At 73.4% G+C, this 20,098-nt stretch carries 20 protein-coding genes; 16 read left to right on the forward strand and 4 right to left on the reverse strand.

The features are described 5' to 3' along the window. Window positions 1-54: 54 nt before the first annotated feature. Together rbfA and truB are read left to right on the forward strand one after the other, a co-directional pair. A complete protein-coding gene (rbfA, locus tag ABD665_RS20600) occupies window positions 55-555 on the forward strand; it encodes a 30S ribosome-binding factor RbfA (protein WP_204913032.1) in 501 nt (166 codons plus the stop codon). Continuing rightward, window positions 443-1,456, forward strand: a complete 1,014-nt coding sequence (truB, locus tag ABD665_RS20605) for a tRNA pseudouridine(55) synthase TruB (protein WP_204913031.1) — start codon at window positions 443-445, stop codon at window positions 1,454-1,456. The genes rbfA and truB overlap by 113 nt, the downstream gene beginning before the upstream one ends. Before the next feature lie 42 nt (window positions 1,457-1,498). Here truB and ABD665_RS20610 read toward each other — a convergent pair whose 3' ends face one another. Further along, window positions 1,499-1,951 carry an HhH-GDP family DNA glycosylase gene (locus ABD665_RS20610; RefSeq protein ID WP_204913030.1) on the reverse strand — a complete coding sequence of 151 codons (453 nt, stop codon included), beginning with the start codon at window positions 1,949-1,951 and terminating at the stop codon, window positions 1,499-1,501. 18 nt (window positions 1,952-1,969) lie between these two features. Here ABD665_RS20610 and ABD665_RS20615 point away from each other — a divergent pair, with 18 nt between their 5' ends. The 7 genes from ABD665_RS20615 to ABD665_RS20645 all read left to right on the forward strand — a co-directional run bounded on the left by ABD665_RS20615 (window position 1,970) and on the right by ABD665_RS20645 (window position 9,435). Continuing rightward, window positions 1,970-2,935, forward strand: a complete 966-nt coding sequence (locus tag ABD665_RS20615; RefSeq protein WP_204913029.1) for a bifunctional riboflavin kinase/FAD synthetase — start codon at window positions 1,970-1,972, stop codon at window positions 2,933-2,935. Between the two features lie 246 nt (window positions 2,936-3,181). Next, entirely contained in the window at window positions 3,182-3,451 is a 270-nt protein-coding gene (rpsO, locus tag ABD665_RS20620) for a 30S ribosomal protein S15 (protein ID WP_204913028.1), read from the forward strand. A gap of 415 nt (window positions 3,452-3,866) precedes the next feature. Then, on the forward strand, window positions 3,867-6,065 hold the full coding sequence (locus tag ABD665_RS20625) for a polyribonucleotide nucleotidyltransferase (protein ID WP_204913027.1): 2,199 nt from the start codon (window positions 3,867-3,869) through the stop codon (window positions 6,063-6,065). An 86-nt stretch (window positions 6,066-6,151) separates the two neighbouring features. Further along, window positions 6,152-7,366, forward strand: coding sequence for an insulinase family protein (locus tag ABD665_RS20630; protein WP_204913026.1), 1,215 nt, complete (start codon window positions 6,152-6,154; stop codon window positions 7,364-7,366). Window positions 7,367-7,454: 88 nt separating this feature from the next. Next, window positions 7,455-7,880 carry a hypothetical protein gene (locus tag ABD665_RS20635; RefSeq protein ID WP_204913025.1) on the forward strand — a complete coding sequence of 142 codons (426 nt, stop codon included), beginning with the start codon at window positions 7,455-7,457 and terminating at the stop codon, window positions 7,878-7,880. 80 nt (window positions 7,881-7,960) lie between these two features. Further along, complete coding sequence (gene dapB / locus ABD665_RS20640) at window positions 7,961-8,704, forward strand: 4-hydroxy-tetrahydrodipicolinate reductase (RefSeq protein ID WP_204913024.1); 744 nt, start codon at window positions 7,961-7,963, stop codon at window positions 8,702-8,704. Then, complete coding sequence (locus ABD665_RS20645; protein ID WP_204913023.1) at window positions 8,701-9,435, forward strand: LmeA family phospholipid-binding protein; 735 nt, start codon at window positions 8,701-8,703, stop codon at window positions 9,433-9,435. Before dapB ends, ABD665_RS20645 begins: the two co-directional genes overlap by 4 nt. Window positions 9,436-9,450: 15 nt before the next feature. On the opposite strand, the gene ABD665_RS20650 is transcribed toward ABD665_RS20645, so the two are convergent. Continuing rightward, window positions 9,451-10,014, reverse strand: coding sequence for a GNAT family N-acetyltransferase (locus tag ABD665_RS20650; RefSeq protein WP_204913022.1), 564 nt, complete (start codon window positions 10,012-10,014; stop codon window positions 9,451-9,453). A 231-nt stretch (window positions 10,015-10,245) separates the two neighbouring features. On the opposite strand from ABD665_RS20650, the gene ABD665_RS20655 reads away from it, so the two are divergent. Next, entirely contained in the window at window positions 10,246-11,703 is a 1,458-nt protein-coding gene (locus ABD665_RS20655; protein ID WP_204913021.1) for a sugar porter family MFS transporter, read from the forward strand. A gap of 10 nt (window positions 11,704-11,713) precedes the next feature. On the opposite strand, the gene ABD665_RS20660 is transcribed toward ABD665_RS20655, so the two are convergent. Further along, window positions 11,714-12,292 (reverse strand): hypothetical protein, encoded by a 579-nt coding sequence (locus ABD665_RS20660; RefSeq protein ID WP_204913020.1) that lies wholly within the window; start codon window positions 12,290-12,292, stop codon window positions 11,714-11,716. Window positions 12,293-12,446: 154 nt separating this feature from the next. On the opposite strand from ABD665_RS20660, the gene ABD665_RS20665 reads away from it, so the two are divergent. Then, window positions 12,447-14,168, forward strand: a complete 1,722-nt coding sequence (locus ABD665_RS20665) for a ribonuclease J (RefSeq protein WP_204913019.1) — start codon at window positions 12,447-12,449, stop codon at window positions 14,166-14,168. 452 nt (window positions 14,169-14,620) lie between these two features. Here the strand turns inward: ABD665_RS20665 and rpmB are convergent, their stop codons facing one another. Next, window positions 14,621-14,812: a 50S ribosomal protein L28 gene (rpmB, locus tag ABD665_RS20670; RefSeq protein WP_204913018.1), complete on the reverse strand. Its 192-nt coding sequence runs from the start codon at window positions 14,810-14,812 to the stop codon at window positions 14,621-14,623. 166 nt (window positions 14,813-14,978) lie between these two features. Between rpmB and ABD665_RS20675 the strand changes: the two genes are divergently transcribed. The 5 genes from ABD665_RS20675 (at window position 14,979) to coaD (ending at window position 20,038) form a co-directional block, all read left to right on the forward strand. Then, window positions 14,979-16,127, forward strand: a complete 1,149-nt coding sequence (locus tag ABD665_RS20675; RefSeq protein WP_204913017.1) for an alpha/beta fold hydrolase — start codon at window positions 14,979-14,981, stop codon at window positions 16,125-16,127. Continuing rightward, entirely contained in the window at window positions 16,124-16,603 is a 480-nt protein-coding gene (locus ABD665_RS20680; RefSeq protein ID WP_204913016.1) for a hypothetical protein, read from the forward strand. Before ABD665_RS20675 ends, ABD665_RS20680 begins: the two co-directional genes overlap by 4 nt. Window positions 16,604-16,680: 77 nt before the next feature. Next, window positions 16,681-18,948 carry an ATP-dependent DNA helicase RecG gene (locus tag ABD665_RS20685; RefSeq protein ID WP_204914775.1) on the forward strand — a complete coding sequence of 756 codons (2,268 nt, stop codon included), beginning with the start codon at window positions 16,681-16,683 and terminating at the stop codon, window positions 18,946-18,948. Further along, complete coding sequence (rsmD, locus tag ABD665_RS20690; RefSeq protein WP_204913015.1) at window positions 18,945-19,559, forward strand: 16S rRNA (guanine(966)-N(2))-methyltransferase RsmD; 615 nt, start codon at window positions 18,945-18,947, stop codon at window positions 19,557-19,559. The genes ABD665_RS20685 and rsmD overlap by 4 nt, the downstream gene beginning before the upstream one ends. Then, entirely contained in the window at window positions 19,556-20,038 is a 483-nt protein-coding gene (gene coaD / locus ABD665_RS20695; RefSeq protein ID WP_204913014.1) for a pantetheine-phosphate adenylyltransferase, read from the forward strand. The genes rsmD and coaD overlap by 4 nt, the downstream gene beginning before the upstream one ends. Window positions 20,039-20,098 lie beyond the last annotated feature (60 nt).

The following is a 20,098-nucleotide window of genomic DNA, read 5'->3' on the forward strand; positions in this document are numbered from 1 at the left end:
TGCGGGGCCTGAGGCACAATCGGGTGTTCCCCACCCGACGACCGAGGAGGACGCATGCCGTCGCCGAGAGTGCTCAAGCTGGCCGACCAGATCAAGGAGATCGTCGCGGCCATGATCGAGCGGCGCATCAAGGACCCGAGGCTCGGCTTCGTGACCGTCACCGACGTGCGCCTGACCGGTGACAAGCAGGACGCGAGCGTCTTCTACACCGTGCTCGGGGGAGACGCCGACTACGCGGCCACCGCCGCGGCCCTGCAGTCCGCTACCGGGCTCATCCGCTCGCAGGTGGGCAAGCAGCTCGGGCTCCGCTTCACCCCGACGCTCGTCTTCATCCCCGACGTCGTGCCGGAGAGCGCGCGCCAGCTCGACGAGGCCCTCGCCGCCGCCCGTGAGGTGGACGCGCGCGTCGCCCAGGCGGCGGTCGGCGCCACGTACGCCGGCGATGCCGACCCGTACAAGCACGACGAGCCGGACGAGGACGTCGACCCGGACGCGGACGCCACGTCCGCTGCCGAGCCCGACGACGCGGACGGGGCCGAGCGCCCTGCCCGCTGAGACGCGGACGCCCGTCCCGTCGGGCGTCGTCGTCGTCGACAAGGCGGCCGGGCTGACCTCGCACGGGGTCGTCGCCCGCGTCCGGCGGCTGCTCGGGACCCGCAAGGTCGGCCACGCCGGCACGCTGGACCCGATGGCCACCGGCGTGCTCGTCGTGGGCGTCGAGCGGGCCACCCGGCTGCTCGGTCACCTGACGCTCACCGACAAGTCGTACGAGGCGACGATCCGGCTCGGGGTCGGGACGGTGACCGACGACGCCGAGGGGGACGTCCTGACGACCCCCGGGCTGGCGTCGCTCGACGAGGCCGCGCTGGAGAGTGCGCTCGGAACGCTGCGCGGACCGATCCTGCAGGTCCCCACCGCGGTCTCCGCGATCAAGGTGGACGGCGTCCGCTCGTACGCCCGCGTGCGCGCCGGCGAGGACGTCGCCCTGGCGGCCCGGCCGGTGACCGTGCACCGGCTGGACGTGGTCGCACGGCGCACGTCGGAGGTGGACGGGGTGCCCGTCGTCGACCTCGACGTCGTCGTGGACTGCACGTCCGGGACCTACGTCCGGGCGCTCGCCCGCGACCTCGGGGTCGCCCTTGGTAGCGCCGGGCACCTGACCGCGCTGCGTCGGACCCGCGTCGGCCCGTTCAGGCTGGACGAGGCCGTCGTGCTGCCCGAGCCCGGCCCCGGGGTCGCCGCGCCCCGGGTGGAGCCGATCGCCGAGGTGGCGGGCCGGACCTTCCCGGTGCTCCGGCTCCCGCCGGCCGAGGTCGCGGACGTCCGGGTGGGCCGCCGCCTCCCCGACCTCACGCTCGACGGGCTGACGGCGCTCTTCGACGACGACGGGACGTTCCTGGCCCTCTACCGGCCTGCGCCCGACGGCGCCCGGCCCGAGGCCGTCTTCGTCGGCTGACCTCGTCCTCCACGCGCCCGCGGCCCAGGTCCTGCCCGGTGCTCAGGGGTGCCAGGCGGCCGGCGCGTCCCGCAGGAAGATGTCGGCGGCCACCGGGCCGATCCCCTTGAAGCGCTGGAGGCGCTGCGACACCTCCTTGGTGGTCTTCGCCCCCTCCGGCAGCGACGACAGCCGCCCGTCGTGGTGCTCCAGCACGTCGCGCCCCAGCTGGGTGAGCTCGGCGGCCTTGGAGTCGTCGTAGCGGGTGTAGCGGGCCGCGTCGAGCAGCTCCACCAGGTGCCGCTCGGACGCGGAGGCGAGTTCGTCGGGCGTCAGCACGCCGTCGTCGTCGAGCTGGTGGAACGCCGCGGCGGCGCGCTCCTGGCTGATGCGCGCACCGAAGAGCAGGCAGGCCACGAGCCAACGGAACAGGGTGGCGTCGTCGCCCGCCGGAGCCCCGCGGGTGAGGTCGAGGCCGAGGTCGGCGGCGTCCGTCCGGTCCTTCTTGTCGGTCATGCGCCCATCCTGGTGCTCATGCGCAGGTACGCTCCGGGCGTGGTTGACGAGGCACCGGGGAGCGCTCCCGAGCGGCCCGTGGTCGTGATCGGGAACTTCGACGGGGTCCACCGCGGCCACGTTGAGCTGCTGCGCACCGCCCGCGAGGCCGAGCCGGGCGCGCCGCTCGTGGTCGTCACCTTCTGGCCGCACCCCATGTCGGTGGTGCGCCCCGACCAGACCCCGCTGCTGCTCGCCCCCCTCGAGCGCCGCGTGGAGCTGCTGCGCGAGCACGGGGCCGCCGACGTGGTGGTCGTCGACTTCACCCCGGAGGTCGCCGGCTGGAGCCCGGAGCGCTTCGTCGACGAGGTGGTCCGCCCCCTGAACCCCCGCCGCGTGGTCGTGGGGGAGAACTTCCACTTCGGGTTCCGCGCGGCCGGCAACCTGGCGACGCTCACCGCGCTCGGTCGCCGCGACGCGGCGGACGGGTCCGGCCCGGGGTTCGCGGTGACCGGCGTGCCGCTGCTGACCGACGGCACCCAGCCGAGCTCGTCCACGCTGATCCGGCAGGCCGTGGCCGAGGGCGACCTCGGGCGCGTCCGCGAGCTCAGCGACCACGGCTTCCGCTTCAGCGGCGTCGTGGTCAAGGGCGACCAGCGCGGCCGCGAGATGGGCTTCCCGACGGCGAACGTCTCCGTCCCGCCCGGGCTCGCCGTCCCCGCCGACGGCGTCTACGCGGGCTGGGTGACCCGGCTCGACGTCCCCGACGCCGAGCGCTGGCCCGCCGCCATCTCGGTCGGCACGAACCCGACGTTCGACGGGCTCGAGCGCCGCGTCGAGTCGTACGTGCTCGACCGCGACGACCTCGAGCTCTACGGCGTCCCGATCGCCGTCGACTTCTACGCCCGGCTCCGTGGCCAGGTGAAGTACGCCGGCATGGAGGCCCTGGTCGTGCAGATGCACGCCGACGTCGAGCACGCCCGCCAGCTGCTGCACACCACGTAGGCGCGCCGGCCGTCGCGTCCCGGCGTCCCGGCCGCGACACGCCGGACGACACGCCGTGGTCCGGGTGGGGCCGGAGCCGATCAGCCCTGGTCAGGGGGGATTTCGGATGTGACGGCGGCCCCGGTATGCTCGGTCACGCCGTTCGATCGGCCGCGGATGCCCAAGAGCTCCCTCGCACACCGAGTGCAGACCCGTCCCCGACGGTTCCGGGGAGCGCCGCGCAACGAGACCCCCGGAGGGGAACCCATGGCGCTCGACGCTGCCGAGAAGAAGTCCATCATGGAGAAGTACGCCACGCACCCCGGTGACACGGGGTCTCCCGAGGTCCAGGTCGCCCTGCTCAGCCGTCGCATCGCGATGCTGACGGAGCACCTCAAGGAGCACAAGCACGACCACCACACGCGTCGTGGCCTGATGCTCCTGGTCGGCCAGCGGCGCCGGCTCCTGAACTACGCCGCCAAGACCGACATCAACCGGTACCGCTCGCTCATCGAGCGCCTCGGTCTGCGTCGTTGACGACCAAGCGGTCCTGCGGGTGAGAGCCCGCCAGGACCGCTTGCCGCATCACCGGGCCGGCCGCACCGCGGCCGGGCCGACAACTTCATAACGGCCCACCAGCCAAGACCCACTTCAGACCGCATCCCGCACCGCTCGACCCGTCGAGCACCCCGACCAGCGTGTCGGGCACGAGAAGCCCGGTCTCCGGTAGTGGCCCTCGGGAGGACGCCGTCCAGGACGGACGGCCCGACCCGCGGACCTCGATCGAAGACCGGCTCCCGATGCGAGCCGTGGGTGCGGCGCCGGTGCCCGCCGACCCTCCCGCAGCGACGGGGGAGTCGCGAGCCGCGCCGCACCAGCCCCACCGGTGCGTGGATGTGGTCCCCATTCGGCACGACCCGCGACGCGGGCGTGCCAGCGAGAAAGGACCCCCATGGAGGGACCCAACGTTCGGTTCACCGAAGCCGTCATCGACAACGGCGCCCACGGGCGCCACGTCGTGCGCTTCGAGACGGGCCTGCTGGCCCAGCAGGCCGCCGGTTCGGCGACCGTCTACCTCGACGACGACACGATGCTGCTGTCGGCCACCACGGCCCAGAGCAAGCCCCGCGACGCCATCGACTTCTTCCCCCTGACGGTGGACGTCGAGGAGCGCATGTACGCCGCGGGCAAGATCCCCGGCTCGTTCTTCCGCCGCGAGGGCCGCCCCAGCGAGGGCGCGATCCTCACCTGCCGCCTCATCGACCGCCCCCTGCGCCCCTGCTTCGTCAAGGGTCTGCGCAACGAGGTCCAGGTCGTCGTGACGGTCATGGCGCTCAACCCGGACAAGTCGTACGACGTCGTCGCGATCAACGCCGCGTCGCTGTCCACCCAGCTCGCCGGCCTGCCGTTCACCGGCCCGGTCGGTGGCGTCCGCGTCGCCCTCATCGGTGACGACTGGGTCGCGTTCCCCGACGTCAGCCAGCTCGCCGAGTCGAGCTTCGACATGGTCGTCGCCGGGCGGGTCACCGCCACCGGTGACGTCGCCATCGCGATGGTCGAGGCCGAGTCCACGCAGCAGACGTGGGACTTCGTCCGCGCCGGCAAGACCGCCCCGACCGAGCAGGTCGTCGCGGCCGGGCTCGAGGCCTCGAAGCCCTTCATCAAGATCCTGTGCGACGCGCAGGCCGAGCTCGCCGCGCAGTTCCCCAAGGACACCGCGGACTTCCCGATCTTCCTCGACTACAACGACGACGTGTACGCCGCCGTGGCCGAGCACGGGACCGAGCGCCTCTCCGAGGTCATGTCCATCGCGGACAAGGCCGACCGCGAGGCCGCGACCGAGTCCTTCAAGGACGAGCTCAAGGGCCGGCTCACCTCCGCCGGCTTCGAGGGTCGCGAGAAGGAGATCAGCGGGGCCTTCCGCGCGCTGACCAAGAAGCTCGTCCGCCAGAAGATCCTGGCCGAGGGCTTCCGCATCGACGGCCGTGGCGTGCGGGACATCCGCACCCTGTCCGCCGAGGTCGCCGTGGTCCCGCGTGTGCACGGCTCCGCGCTGTTCCAGCGTGGCGAGACCCAGATCCTGGGCGTCACCACGCTGAACATGCTGGGCCTGGAGCAGAAGCTCGACACGCTGGCGCCGGAGAAGACCAAGCGCTACATGCACAACTACAACTTCCCGCCGTACAGCACGGGCGAGACCGGCCGCGTGGGCTCGCCCAAGCGCCGCGAGATCGGCCACGGTGCGCTCGCCGAGCGCGCCCTGCTGCCGGTGCTGCCGACGCGCGAGGAGTTCCCGTACGCCATCCGTCAGGTCTCGGAGGCGCTCAGCTCCAACGGCTCGACCTCGATGGGGTCGGTCTGCGCCTCGACGCTGGCCCTGCTGAACGCCGGTGTGCCGCTGCGCGCCCCGGTCGCCGGCATCGCCATGGGCCTGGTCAGCGACACCGTCGACGGGGAGACCCGCTACGTCGCGCTGACCGACATCCTTGGCGCCGAGGACGCGTTCGGCGACATGGACTTCAAGGTCGCCGGGACGAGCGAGTTCATCACCGCCCTGCAGCTCGACACCAAGCTCGACGGTGTCCCGTCCGACGTGCTCGCCGGCGCGCTCAGCCAGGCCAAGGAGGCGCGCACCACGCTCCTCGAGGTCATGGCCGAGGCGATCGACACCCCGGACGAGATGAGCCTCTTCGCGCCGCGGATCATCACGATCAACATCCCCGTGGACAAGATCGGCGAGGTCATCGGCCCGAAGGGCAAGGTGATCAACCAGATCCAGGACGACACCGGTGCGCAGATCAGCATCGAGGACGACGGCACGATCTACGTCGGCGCCGACTCCGGCGAGAAGGCCGAAGCCGCGCGTTCGCTGATCAACGCCATCGCCAACCCGACGATGCCGGAGCGGGGGGAGCGCTACCTGGGCACGGTCGTCAAGATCACCGCCTTCGGCGCCTTCGTCTCGCTGCTGCCGGGCAAGGACGGCCTGCTGCACATCTCCAAGCTGCGTCCGCTCGCCGGTGGCGCGCGCGTCGAGAGCGTGGAGGACGTGCTGAGCGTCGGCCAGAAGCTGCAGGTCGAGATCAGCGACATCGACGACCGGGGCAAGCTCTCGCTGATCCCCGTGGTCGAGGAGCCGGTCGCCGTCTGAGCACCAACCGCTCGAACACCACCGCGCGGCGCCGTCCTGACCAGGACGGCGCCGTTCGGCGCACCGTGCTGCCGCACGGGCTGACCGTGGTCAGCGAACGCATGGCCTCCAGCCGCACCTTCTGCGTCGGCGTCTACGCCGGCGTGGGCTCGCGGCAGGAGAGCGCGACCCGGCACGGGGCCTCGCACTTCCTCGAGCACGTCCTGTTCAAGGGCACGCGCCGGCGTACGGCGGAGCAGATCTCGGCCGCCGTGGAGTCGCGCGGCGGCGAGCTCAACGCGTACACGACGAAGGAGTACACGTGCTTCTACGCACGGGTGCTCGCGGCTGACGCCGACCTCGCCACCGACGTGCTGACCGACATGGTCACGGAGTCGCGGGTGCGGACGGCTGACGTCGACGCCGAGCGCGCCGTCATCCTCGACGAGATCGCCATGCACGCCGACGACCCGGGAGAGGTCGTGGCCGAGCAGGTCGCCGACGCCGTGTTCGCGGGGTCGGGGCTGGGCAAGATGGTCATCGGCTCGCCCGCCTCGATCGAGGCCATGTCGCGCGACACCGTCGTGCGGCACTGGCGCCAGCACTACCGCCCGGGCTCGCTCGTCGTCGCCGCGGCGGGCGACGTCGACCACGACCGGCTCGTCGAGCAGGTCGCCGCGCTCGACGCGATGCCGCAGACCGGGCCCGAGCCGCGTCCGTCAGCGCCCACCCCCGAGACCGGGCAGGCGGGCCTGGTCGTGTCCCGCCGCCGCATCGAGCAGGTGCAGGCCGTTCTCGCGTACCGGTCCGGCGGACTCTTCGACGACCGGCGCTACGCCTCCGGGCTGCTCGCCGTCGTCCTCGGCGGCGGCATGGCCTCGCGCCTCTTCGTCGAGGTCCGTGAACGGCGGGGCCTGACCTACGGCATCGACGCGGGGGAGACCACCTACTCCGACGCGGGGATGTGGAGCGTCGAGTTCGCGTGCGCGCCGGAACGGCTCGGCACCATCCTCGACGTCGTGCGCGGCCAGCTGGAGACGGTGGCCGAGCACGGCGTCACCGCCACCGAGCTCGCCGACGCCAAGACGCAGATGCGGGGCCAGACCGTGCTCTCGTACGAGGGTCCCTCCAGCCGGATGGGCCGCCTCGGCACGACCGCCCTGCTGCACGACGGACGTTCGCTGGACGACGTGCTCGCCCACTACGACGCCGTCACGCCCGACGAGCTGCGGGCCGAGGCCGAGCGCGTCTTCGGCCAGCGACCGACGCTCGGCCTGGTCGGACCCCGCGTCCCCGCCGCCGTCACCAAGACCTGGGGCTGACCGGCCCGCCGCGGTGCGTCGGCGCCCGACGGCGCGCGGTCCCTCGTGGAACGTCTCGTCCGGCGCGGGTCGGCACCATGATGGGGCGATGACGAACCAGGGCGTCGAGGGCTTCGTGCACCCCGCCTACGCGGCGCACTTCACGGACCCCTTCTACGACGACCCGGCGGACGACTTCGCGCCCTTCGGGTCGGACGAGGGCTCCGACCTGCTGGTCGAGGCGGAGGAGCAGCGGGCCCGTCTCGGTCCCACGTCCACCGTCGCGGACGTGCTGGAGCTCACCGCGGCCGACGACGCGACGGAGTTCGTCGACGAGATCGGCGAAGGGTCGCCCGACCTGGACGGCTTCGTCATCGGGGCCGGCTTCGCGCTGCTCCGGCTGACCGGGCAGATCGACGCCCGGGGCAGGCGGTGGCTGCAGGAGGCGCTCGACCGCACCCTGCGCTTCTACGGGGGCGGCTACGCCGACCAGCACGCGCTGATGACGCGCGACCTGGCGACCTTCGCCGCGTAGCCGCGGCTCCGTCACCGCGAGGCCCGGTCCGGGTTGCGACTAGGTTGGGCGTCCGCCCGACGCCGAACCCGAGGAGTCCCGTGACGATCAAGGTCGCCGTGCTCGGCGCCCGCGGACGGATGGGGGCCGAGGTCTGCCGCGCCGTCGAGGGGGCCGCCGACCTGGAGCTCGTCGCCGCGCTGGACGCCGGCGACGACCGGACGCCGGCGGAGGCCGCGGACGTCGCCGTCGACTTCACGCACCCCGACGCGGTCATGGAGAACCTCACCTGGTGCCTGCAGCACGGGGTGGGCGTGGTCGTCGGCACGACCGGCTTCACGCCCGAGCGCGTGCGGCGGGTCGAGGAGCTGCTGGGCCACCACCCGGAGGTGGGCGTCCTGGTCGCCGCGAACTTCTCCGTCGGCGCGGTGCTGATGATGCACTTCGCCGAGCGGGCCGCGGCCTTCTACGAGAGCGTCGAGATCATCGAGCTGCACCACCCGGGCAAGGCCGACGCCCCGTCGGGCACGGCCGCCAGCACGGCCGCCCGCGTCGCCGCCGCCCGTGCGGCCGCCGGGCTGGACGCACCCCCGGACGCGACGTCGTCGGGCCTGGAGGGCGCCCGGGGGGCGCGCGCGGACGGCATCGCGGTGCACAGTGTCCGCCTGCGCGGCCTGGTGGCGCACCAGGAGGTCCTGTTCGGCGCCGAGGGGGAGACGCTCACCATCCGGCACGACTCCCTCGACCGCGTCTCGTTCATGCCCGGCGTCCTCGCCGCGGTCCGCGCGCTGCCCGGCCGGCCGGGCCTGACCGTCGGCATCGACTCCGTGCTCGGCCTCGCGTGACGGGCCCGGTTCACCGCGGCCAGCGCGGCGCCGCGGGGGTCCGCTTCGCGATCGTCTTCGTCGTGGTCGCCGCCGTCCTCGCCGGGCTCTTCTACGGCGCCGACGCGTACGCCCACGGTCGCGTGGAGCGGGAGGTCGCCGCCTCGCTGCAGTCCGAGCTGGGCACGCCGCAGCCGCCGGCCGTCGACGTGGAGGGCCGCCCGTTCCTGACCCAGGTCGCCGCGCGGCGGATGGGGGAGGTGCACGTCGTCGCCGACGACGTGGGGGAGACGAACGACGCCGCGCTGCCCATCCGGCACGTCGACCTGACGCTCGACGACGTCACGACCACCGACTGGTGGAAGACGATGAACGTCGCCAAGGCCGAGGGCAAGGCGCTGGTCGACCACGAGGCGCTGAGCCGGGCGGCCGGGACGCCACTGACCTACTCCGGCAACGGCCGCTACACGATCAAGGGCAACCAGTCGCTCTACGGGCTCACCGTCGACGCGAGCGTCTCCGGGCGGCTCGCGCTGGACGAGCCCGACCAGACGATCTCGCTGGCCGACGCCACGGTCGAGGTCGCGGGCTACACGCTGCCCGACGTCGTCGCCCAGCAGCTGATCAAGGCCGTCGTCCGCCCGATCCCGCTCGAGGGCATCCCCTTCGAGCTGCGCGTCACCTCTGTCGACGCCCGTGACGACGGGCTGCACGTCGGCCTCGGCGGGGCGGACATCCCGATCACGCGCTGACCCCGCCGGGACCGCTCAGCGGTCGTCGTCCTGCGCCAGGCTCGTGTGCAGGCGCACCTGGTCGAGGGTGACGGTGCCGTCCTCGGAACCGATGGTCCGCGTCGCGCCGTCGGGCTCCCAGCCGGCCGCGACCAGGAACCGCCGGAGCACCGTGTCCGCGGCGAGGACCCACCAGCGGGCGTGCGTGAAGCCGTCCGCGCGCAGGGTGTCCGCGCACGCGTTGAGCAGCCGCGAGCCGTGCCCGCGGCCCTGCGCCGGCGGGTCGACGCAGAACTGGTCGACCTCGCCGTCCGCCCCCGCCTCGGCGTCCGGGTCGTCGCACGGACCCGTCGTCGCGAAGCCGAGCAGCCGACCGCCCTCGCCGACGGCGACCAGGACCCGCTGACGGGCGTCGGCCGGGCGCGCGATCACCTGCTCCCAGGCCGTCACCATCGCCGCCTCGTCGACCTCGGCGAGCAGCGCGGACCCCAGCGGGTCGGGCAGGCCCTGCCACCCGCGCCGCTGCAGCGCGGCGACCGCAGGCGCCTCGGTGGGCCAGGCCAGCCGTACGGAGTCGGCCACCGCTGGGGGTTCAGTCACCGGGCGATGCTATCGACCGCGACGTGTGGGCCAGGTCACGTCCGCCGGACGTAACGAACGTCGGCCCGCAGCGATGTCCCTGGTGAGGTCGGCGCCCTACCTGAACCCCCGAGCAGGCATGGCGCCGACCTCGTCACGTCTGCGGGCGACCTGCCCCGGGGACCGCGGTCCTCGCCTCATAGGTTGGCTACGCTCGCCCACCGCCGGGTGCGCACCGACGCGAGGAGCCCCATGGCCGCGCACGCCGACCGGACGACCACCCGCGACGAGGACCCGCCGCAGGGCTCCGGTGGCGCCGAGGGGGTCTCCCAGGCCCTGACGGGCCGGATGCTGATGGCCGCCGTGGTCTCGGCGATCTCCGCCCTGCTCTACGGCTACGACACCGGCATCATCTCCGGCGCCCTGCTGCAGATCCGGCGCGACTTCCAGACCGGCAACGGCATGGAGCAGGTGATCGCCGCGAGCATCCTCTTCGGCGCGGTACTGGGCGCGTTCACCTGCAGCCAGCTGTCCGAGCGTCAGGGTCGCCGCAAGACGATCCTCATCGTCTCCGGGGTGTTCGTCCTCGGCACGCTGCTCTGCTCGGTGGCGCCGAACGCGACCACGCTCTCGCTGGCCCGGATCGTGCTCGGCTTCGCGGTCGGCGGTGCGACGCAGGTCGTCCCGATGTACGTGGCCGAGCTCGCCCCGGCCCGCAAGCGCGGACGGCTGGTCCTCACCTTCCAGCTCGGCATCGGCGTCGGCATCGTGCTCGCGACCCTGGTCGGCGCCAGCGAGGCGTCCCCGTGGCGCGTCTCCGTCGGGGCGGCCGCCGTGCCCGCGGCGATCATGCTCGTCCTGATGCTGCGGCTGCCCGAGAGCCCGCGCTGGCTGGTCAAGGCCGACCGCCGCGACGACGCCCGCGAGGCCCTGCGCGGCGTGCGCGAGGACGGCAGCGACCTCGACGCCGAGCTCGACGAGATCGTGGGCCTCGAGGAGGAGGAGCGCTCGGCCGGCCGGGAGAACCGCGGCTGGCGCGGTCTGCGGAAGCCCTGGGTCCGCCCGGCCCTGGTCGTCGGCTGCGGGATCGCCGTCTTCACCCAGCTCAGCGGCATCGAGATGATCATCTACTACGCGCCGACGATCCTGACCGACAACGGGTTCTCAGAGAGCGCCGCCCTGCGGGTCAGCCTCGCCCTGGGTGTGACCTACCTCGTGATGATGATCGTCGGCCTCGCGATCGTCGACAAGGTCGGGCGCCGCCGGCTCACGCTGATCATGGTGCCGGGCGCCGCGCTGGCCCTGGCCGTGCTCGGCACGCTGTTCGTCACCGGCCACAGCGGCCGCGGCGACATCGGCCTGATCGTCGCGTGCCTGGTCGTCTTCATGTTCTTCAACGCGGGTGGCCTGCAGCTGATGGGCTGGCTGACCGGTTCCGAGATCTACCCCCTCGGCGTCCGCAGCGCCGGCACGAGCGCGCAGTCGATGACCCTGTGGGCCACCAACATGCTGATCACCCTGACCGTACTGACCATGATCGAGGGCATCGGCGTCGGGCCGACGATGTGGGTCTACGCGGCCTTCAACGTGGCCGCCTGGATCTTCGTCTTCCTGCGGATGCCCGAGCTCACCGGCCACAGCCTGGAGGGGATCGAGAGCCGGCTGCGGAAGGGCCGGTTCAAGCCGAAGGACTTCGCCACGAGGTCGTGACCGGGGAGTCTCAGGAGTACGTGGGCTGGTGCCCGCTCGGCTCGGCGCGCACCGCGTCGAGCCCGGGCGCGGCGAGCAGGGCCCGGACGGCGGCCTCCGACGCGCCCACGCCGGCGTAGTGCGGGTCGACGTCGCTGGCGAAGCACCAGCTCCGGTCGGCCGGCCAGACGAACGCCGGAGGGGCGTCGAGCTGGATGCGCACGGTCTCCTCCCAGTCGGCGAGGTCGTTCAGGGCACCGCGCAGGAGGCCGTAGGACCGGTGCGGCAGGGCGTGGAGCGGGAGGCCGGGCGGAAGTTCCAGGCTGCTGGAGCAGCCCTCCCAGATCGCGAACCAGCAGTCGTCCGGGGTGCTCGTGAACGCGCTCAGCACAGCCAGCGCCGTCCGTGCCTGCTGGAGGTCGGGGGGAAGGTCCTCCGGCCGGTCGACCTCGGCCTCGCGCTGCCCGGGGAAGGCCGGGTCGGGGACGTACCGCAGCCGCGCGTACGCCTCGAAGACCGGCGGCCCGAACCTGACGACCTGCCACCACGGTGCGCCGGTGGCCCCGAGCCAGTCCGCACCGGTCGTGTCCGAGGTCCAGGTGATCGCCACCCGAGGACCGTACGACGACGCCGGCGAGGTGGTGCCCGGGCGGCGCCGGAGGGGGAGGAGAGAGATCCGCAGGCTGCCTGAACCCCCGAGCAGTCAGCCTGCGGACCCTCTTATTGTTCCGTAACGGACGAGAGGGCACCGAGGTTCCGGAGAAATGGGGGCGCGGGTGGGACCGGTAGGGTCGACCGACGTGGCTGGTTCCCGTCTGCAGACCCCTCCGCCCCTGTCGCGCTCCGCGATGCGCGTGACGCCCCTGGGTGGTCTCGGCGACATCGGCCGGAACATGACGGTCGTCGAGCACCACGGCCAGCTCCTGATCGTGGACTGCGGCGTGCTGTTCCCCGAGGACAACCACCCGGGGGTCGACCTGATCCTGCCGGGCTTCGGCGCGATCGCCGACCGGCTCGACGACGTCGTCGGCCTCGTGCTGACCCACGGCCACGAGGACCACATCGGCGCCGTGCCCTACCTGCTCAAGCAGCGTCCGGACATCCCGCTCATCGGCTCCAGGCTCACGCTGGCGCTGCTGCGCGAGAAGTTCAAGGAGCACCGCCTGCGCAACACGGTCGAGCTGGTCGTGACCGACGGCGAGCAGACCCAGGTCGGCGCGTTCGACCTCGAGTTCGTCGCGGTCAACCACTCGATCCCCGACGCGCTCGCCGTCGCGATCAGCACCGAGGCCGGGCGCATCCTGCACACGGGCGACTTCAAGATGGACCAGCTCCCGCTCGACGGCCGGCTCACCGACCTGCGGGCGTTCGCGCGGTTGGGCGAGGCCGGGGTCGACCTGTTCCTGGTCGACTCGACCAACGCCGAGGTCCCGGGCTTCACCACCCCCGAGCGCGACATCGCCCCGGCGCTGGACCGGGTCTTCGACCGCAGCAAGCAGCGCGTCATCGTCGCCTGCTTCGCCTCGCACGTGCACCGCGTGCAGCAGGTCCTCGACTCGGCCGTCGCGCACGGCCGCAAGGTCGTCTACGTCGGCCGCTCGATGGTCCGCAACATGGGCGTCGCGCGCGACCTGGGCTACCTCAAGGTCCCGGCGAACACGCTGATCGAGATGCGTGACATCGAGAACTTCAAGCCCGAGGACGTCGTCATCGTCTGCACCGGCTCGCAGGGCGAGCCGATGTCCGCCCTCTCGCGGATGGCGGCGAGCGAGCACCCGGTGATCGACCTGAAGCCGGGCGACACGGTCGTCCTGGCCAGCTCGCTCATCCCCGGCAACGAGAACTCGGTCTACCGCGTGATCAACGGGCTGACCCGCCTGGGCGCGAAGGTCGTGCACAAGGGCAACGCGATGGTCCACGTGTCCGGCCACGCGAGCGCCGGCGAGCTCCTCTACTGCTACAACATCATCAAGCCCCGCAACGTCATGCCCGTGCACGGCGAGGCGCGCCACCTGGTCGCCAACGCCGAGCTCGCCATCCAGACCGGGGTCCCGCGCAAGCGCACGATCCTGGCCGAGGACGGCACGGTCATCGACCTGGAGCGCGGCAAGGCGACCGTGGTCGGCAAGGTCGACGCCGGCTACATCTTCGTGGACGGCACGACGGTCGGCGACATCTCCGAGGCCGCGCTGACCGACCGCAAGATCCTGGGCGAGGAGGGCTTCATCTCCGTCGTCGCGGTGGTCGACACCCGCAGCCGCAAGGTGATCAGCGGCCCGGACATCCACGCCCGCGGCTTCGTGGAGGGCGACAAGATCTTCGACCCCGTACGCCCGAAGATCACCGAGGCCCTCGAGGCCGCCCTGGCCGACGGCACCGACGACGCCTACCAGCTGCAGCAGGTCATCCGCCGTCGCCTCGGCCGCTGGGTCAACGACACCCACCGCCGCCGCCCGATGATCGTCCCGGTCGTCGTCCTGACCTGAGCGGGCAGCACGACCCCTGAGCCTGACGAGGGCCACGTACGCCCCCTGAGCTTGTCGAAGGCCGAGCACGCCCCCTGAGCCTGTCGAAGGGCCTCGAAGAGGTCGGCTCTACCGGATGCCATGTCCGGGAGTGCCGACCCCTCCGGGGCCCTTCGACAGGCTCAGGGGGCGTTCTGCGGCGCCAATCCCCTCCGGGGCCCTTCGACAGGCTCAGGGGCGTTCTGCGGCGCCAACCCCTCCGGGGCCCTTCCACAGGCTCAGGGGGCGTTCTACGGCGCCAACCCCTCCGGGGCTCTTCGACGGGCTCAAGGGGCGTTCTACGGCCCAACCCCTCCGGGGCCCTTCGACAGGCTCAGGGGGCGTTTGCACGTCCGTACGCTCTCGGGGAGACGCCAGGACCCGCCCCTCCGTGAGGAGGGGCGGGTCCTGGTCGGACGCTCAGGGGCGCGAGGTCAGCTGGTGACGGCGACCTTGCCGGCCTTGATGCACGAGGTGCAGGCGTTGACCCGCTTCGCCCGGCCGGTGAGGGCCGCGCTGACGGACTGGATGTTCGGGTCCCACCGCCGGTTGGTCTTCTTCTTCGACCAAGGCTTGTTGTGGCCGAAGCCAGGCCTCTTGCCGCACACGTCGCACACCGCAGCCACTTGGATTCACTCCCACGAAAGATCTGGATCTGGTCTGGCCCTGGTGACTCACGCGGACGCGGTCTGCCCCGGGCAACTTCACGAGAGTACCCGACGGTGTGGAAGCGGGTCGAATCAGCGAGACTCCCCGTCGGAGCAGGATCGTACGACCCGGGGGAGAAGACCCATGACGACCGATGTCCGCCCGTTCGCGCTGCACGTGCCCGAGGCGGCGCTGGACGACCTGCGGGAGCGGCTGCGGCGGACGCGGTGGCCCGAGGCGGAGACGGTCGCCCGGGCCGACGGGACGCCCGACTGGTCCCAGGGGCCACCCCTGGCGTACGTCCGCGACCTCGTGGACCACTGGGCGACCGCGTACGACTGGCGCCGGGTCGAGGCCGCGCTGAACGCCCACGGCCAGGCGCTGACCCAGGTCGACGGGCTGGACCTGCACCTGCTGCACGTCCGTTCCCCGCGGGCGGACGCCCGGCCGCTGGTGATCACGCACGGCTGGCCGAGCTCGGTGCTCGAGCCGCTGGCGGTCATGGACGCCCTCGCCGACCCCGGCGACGACGACCTCCCCGCCTTCCACGTCGTCGCGCCCTCGCTGCCGGGGTTCGGCTTCGGCGGCCGGCCCGCGGCGACGGGCTGGGACGTCGACCGCACCGCCGACGCCTGGGTCGAGCTGATGGCGCGGCTCGGGCACGACCGCTTCTACGCCGCGGGCGGGGACTGGGGCGGTCGTGTGACCGCGGCGCTCGGGCACCGGCACCCCGACCGCGTGGCGGGCCTGCACAGCTTCACGCCGTACGTGGTCGAGCCGGAGGACCGGGGCGGCCTGACCGAGACCGAGCAGCGCTGGGTGGAGGCCACGGACACGTTCCGCCGGACGGGTGGTGGCTACTCCCTCGAGCAGTCGACGCGGCCGCAGACCGTGGCCTACCTCCTCACGGATTCCCCGGTCGCCCAGCTGACCTGGGTGCTGGACAAGCTCTGGGCGTGGACCGACCACGACGGGGACCTCGCCGCCGCGCTCACCGTCGACCAGGTGCTCGACACCGTCACCCTCTACTGGCTGTCGGGGACGGGCGGCTCCTCGGCCCGCTTCTACGCCGAGAACTTCCCGCCCGACAACGCCGGCGAGGTCGGCGTCCCGTCGGCGGCGACGGTCTTCCCGGCCGACATCGAGAAGGTGCCGCGGGCCTGGGTCGAGCGGCGGTTCACCGACCTGCGCTCGTTCACGCGCGCCGAGCGGGGCGGGCACTTCCCGATGCTGGAGGTGCCGGACACCTACGTCGACGCGCTGCGGCACGCCTTCGCCGCGATGCCCTGGTGAGCGCCGCCCCTGCCGGACCCGCGCCCGACCCGGCCGCCGACGCCGAGCGCCTCGCCCTCGTCCGCGTGGAGACGCGCTCCGAGCTCGGGCTGCTGCACGAGCGCGTGAACGCGCTGCTGGCCGCCGAGGCGTTCCTGACCATCGCCTACACCGCGGCGATGAGCAACGGGGCGCCCTGGGGGAGGACCTTCGCGGTCGTCGCCGCGCCCCTGCTCGCCGTGCTCGGGCTGGTGCTCGCCCTGGCCGCCCTGCCCGGGGTGGGGACGACCGTCCGGATCATCCTGGCCGGCACGGCGCTGCAGGAGCAGCTCTACGCCCGCCTGCCCGGTTCCGGCGACGCGCGTGGCGGGGTAGCCGTACGACCGTCCGGCGTCCGCGAGCAGCGGCGCGGGCTGCTGTTCTTCCGCACCGTCCCGGTCCTGTTCGCCGTGGTCTGGGTCGTGCTGCTCGTCCTGTCGCTCGTCCTGCTGTCGTAGGCGGGCCCTACGGTGGTCCCGTGGCCGGGCGTACGGGAGCGGTGAAGGACAAGACCGGTACCGGTGCGGCGCCCGAGGTGCGTCCTGCGGACGCGCTGTGGCGCACCCCGACCTTCCGGCAGCTGGACGCCCGCCTCGACGCGCTGGTGGGCGGGCGGACCGCGACCCAGCTCGAGGGCCTGCGGCTCCGGACCGTCGGCGACCTGCTGCACCTGGTGCCCCGCAAGTACTTCTCGGGCACCGAGCTGTCGGACCTCTCCACGCTGCAGCCGGAGGAGGAGGTCGCGGTGCTGGCGGAGGTCCGCTCGGTCCGGGCCCACAACCTGCCGAGCGCCGGGCAGCACACGGGGCGCAAGCCGCGGCTCGAGGTCGTCGTCACCGACCGCCGCGGCTACCTCACGCTCACGTTCTTCGGCACGCCGCACCTCATCCGCTACTGGCAGAACGACCTCCAGCCCGGCGCGCGGGGGATCTTCGCCGGCAAGGTGCGGGTCTTCAACCAGACCCTCCAGCTCGCGCACCCCGACTTCGTGATCCTCGGCGACGACGGCACGGTCGTCGGCGGCGCGGCCCGCAACGAGGACATGGCCAAGATCACCGGCAGCGCGCTGGTGCCGATCTACCCCCAGACGGGCAAGCTGCGCACCTGGACGATCGGGTCCTGCGTCGGGCTCGCGCTCGACGCGGTGGCCGGCCGGCCCGACCCCGTGCCCGAGGCCGTACGCCGCGAGGCGGGCGTGGTCGAGCTCGGCGAGGCCTTCCGCGCCGTGCACCAGCCGCAGGACCGCCACCGGGCCGACGAGGGCCTGGAGCGGCTGCGCTTCGACGAGGCCTTCGCGCTGCAGCTGACGATGGCCCGGCGACGGGCCGACGCGGCGGCGCACGGGGCGACGCCGCGGCCCCGGCGCAGCGGGGGGCTGCTGGACGCCTTCGACGCCCGCCTCCCGTTCGTCCTGACCGCCGGCCAGGTCGAGGTGGGCGACCTGCTGTTCGAGGAGCTCGCGCGCCCGACCCCGATGCAGCGGCTGCTGCAGGGCGAGGTCGGTTCCGGCAAGACCCTCGTCGCCCTGCGCGCGATGCTGGCCGTGGTCGACGCCGGCGGGCAGGCGGCGCTGCTCGCGCCGACCGAGGTCCTGGCCACCCAGCACCGCCACACCATCGCCCGGATGCTCGGCGACCTGGCCGAGGTCGGCACCCTCGGGGCCGCGGAGCACGCCACCGGCGTCGTGCTGCTGACCGGCTCGCTCGGGGCTGCCCGCCGGCGGGCGGCGCTCGCCGAGGTCGCGTCGGGCACCGCGGGCCTGGTCGTCGGCACCCACGCCCTGCTCAGCGAGGACGTGGCCTTCGCCGACCTCGGGCTGGTCGTGGTCGACGAGCAGCACCGCTTCGGGGTCGAGCAGCGTGCGGCCCTCAGCGCCAAAGCCACCGCCCGGCCGCACGTCCTCGTGATGACCGCGACGCCCATCCCGCGCTCCGTGGCCATGACCGTGTTCGGCGACCTCGAGACCTCCACGCTGCGCGAGCTGCCGGCGGGCCGCGCCGAGGTCACCTCCGTGGTCGTGGACGTGCGCCGCCAGCCGACGTGGGTCGACCGGGCCTGGGACCGCGTGCGCGAGGAGGTCGCGGCCGGCCACCAGGCGTACGTCGTCTGCGCCCGGATCTCGTCGACGGCCAAGGACAAAGGCCCCGCGGTGAGCGACGGGGACGGCAGCGGCTTCGTGCCCGAGGACGCGCCGCCGGCGGCCGCGGTCGAGGACCTCTACGCCGAGCTCGCGGCCGGCGCGCTGTCCGGGGTGCGGGTGGAGATGCTGCACGGCCAGCTCCCGGCCGACGAGAAGGACGCGGTGATGGCGCGCTTCGCGGCGGGGGAGACCGACGTCCTCGTGGCGACCACCGTCATCGAGGTCGGCGTCGACGTGCCCAACGCGACGGTCATGGTCATCTGCGACGCGGACCGCTTCGGCATCTCCCAGCTCCACCAGCTGCGCGGCCGGATCGGGCGCGGCGGCCACACCGGCGTCTGCCTGCTCCTCACCCAGGCCGAGCCGGGGACGCCCGCCCGCGAGCGCCTGACCGCGGTGGCCGGGACACGTGACGGCTTCGCCCTGGCCGAGGTCGACCTCGAGCAGCGCCGCGAGGGCGACGTCCTCGGGTCGAGCCAGTCGGGCCGCCGGTCGAGCCTGCGGCTGCTGCGCGTCCTCGACGACGCCGACCTGATCGCGCAGGCGCGGGAGATCGCGGTGCGCTGCGTCGCCGACCCCGTGCTGGCCGACGACCCCGGGCTGTCCGACATCGTCACCGACGTCGAGCGCCGGGCCGCCGGGGACTGGCTGGAGCGCTCGTGAGCCGCATCGTGGCCGGCAGCCGGGGCGGCCGGCGGCTGGAGACGCCGTCCGGGGAGCTCACCCGCCCGACGAGCGACCGGGTGCGCGAGGCCCTGTTCTCCGCGCTGGCCTCCTGGGCGGGCGCGGCGGCCGGGCCGCCGGCGGAGGCCCTGGCCGGGATCGCCTTCCTGGACCTCTACGCCGGGTCCGGCGCCATCGGGCTGGAGGCCGCCAGCCGCGGCGCCGCGCCCGTGCTGCTGGTCGAGCAGGACGCCCGGACGGCCGCGCTCGCCCGCCGCAACGTCGCCTCCCTCGCGCTCGGCGCCACGGTCCGCACGCTCGGCGTCGAGAGCCTGGCCCGCACGGCCGCGGAGCAGGCGTACGACGTCGCGTTCGCCGACCCGCCGTACGCGCTCGCGAGCGACCGGCTCGACGCCGTCGTCGCCGACCTGGTCGAGCACGGCTGGCTGGCGCCGGACGGTCTGCTGGTGCTCGAGCGGTCCAGCCGTTCGCCCGAGCCCCGTTGGCCGGACCGGGTCGACGACAGCTGGGTGCGCGCGTACGGGGAGACCGTCCTGCACTTCGCGACGCTGGCCCCACCCGGCGACGCACCCGTTAGCGTCGGGCCATGACGACCGCCGTGTGCCCGGGCTCCTTCGACCCGGTGACCCTCGGCCACCTCGACGTCATCGGCCGGGCCGCGGCCCTGGTGGACCACCTGGTCGTCGCGGTCGGCCGCAACTCGGGCAAGCGGTCCCTCTTCACGGCCGTCGAGCGGGTGGGGCTGCTGGTGGAGGTCTGCGCGCCCTTCCCGAACGTGACCGTCGAGGAGTTCGACGGGCTGCTCGTCGACTTCTGCACCGCGCGGGGGGCCACCGTGGTCACCAAGGGCCTGCGGGGCGCGTCCGACACCGACTACGAGGTCCAGATGGCGCAGCTCAACCGTCGGCTCACGGGGCTGGACACCGTGTTCCTGCCCACGGCGCCCGAGCTGTCCTTCGTCTCCTCGACGCGCGTCCGCGAGCTCGCGGCCCTCGGCGGCGAGCTCTCCGACCTGGTGCCGCCAGTGGTCGCGGCCAGCGTCCGGGCCAAGGTGCAGACGCCCGGCTGAGGCCGCGCGCGGTCGGCGGCGGGCGCCGGTCGTCCCTATGCTGGGTGATCGCGGGAGCGG

It is taken from the genome of Microlunatus spumicola (assembly GCF_039536445.1).
Lineage (GTDB): Bacteria > Actinomycetota > Actinomycetes > Propionibacteriales > Propionibacteriaceae > Microlunatus > Microlunatus spumicola.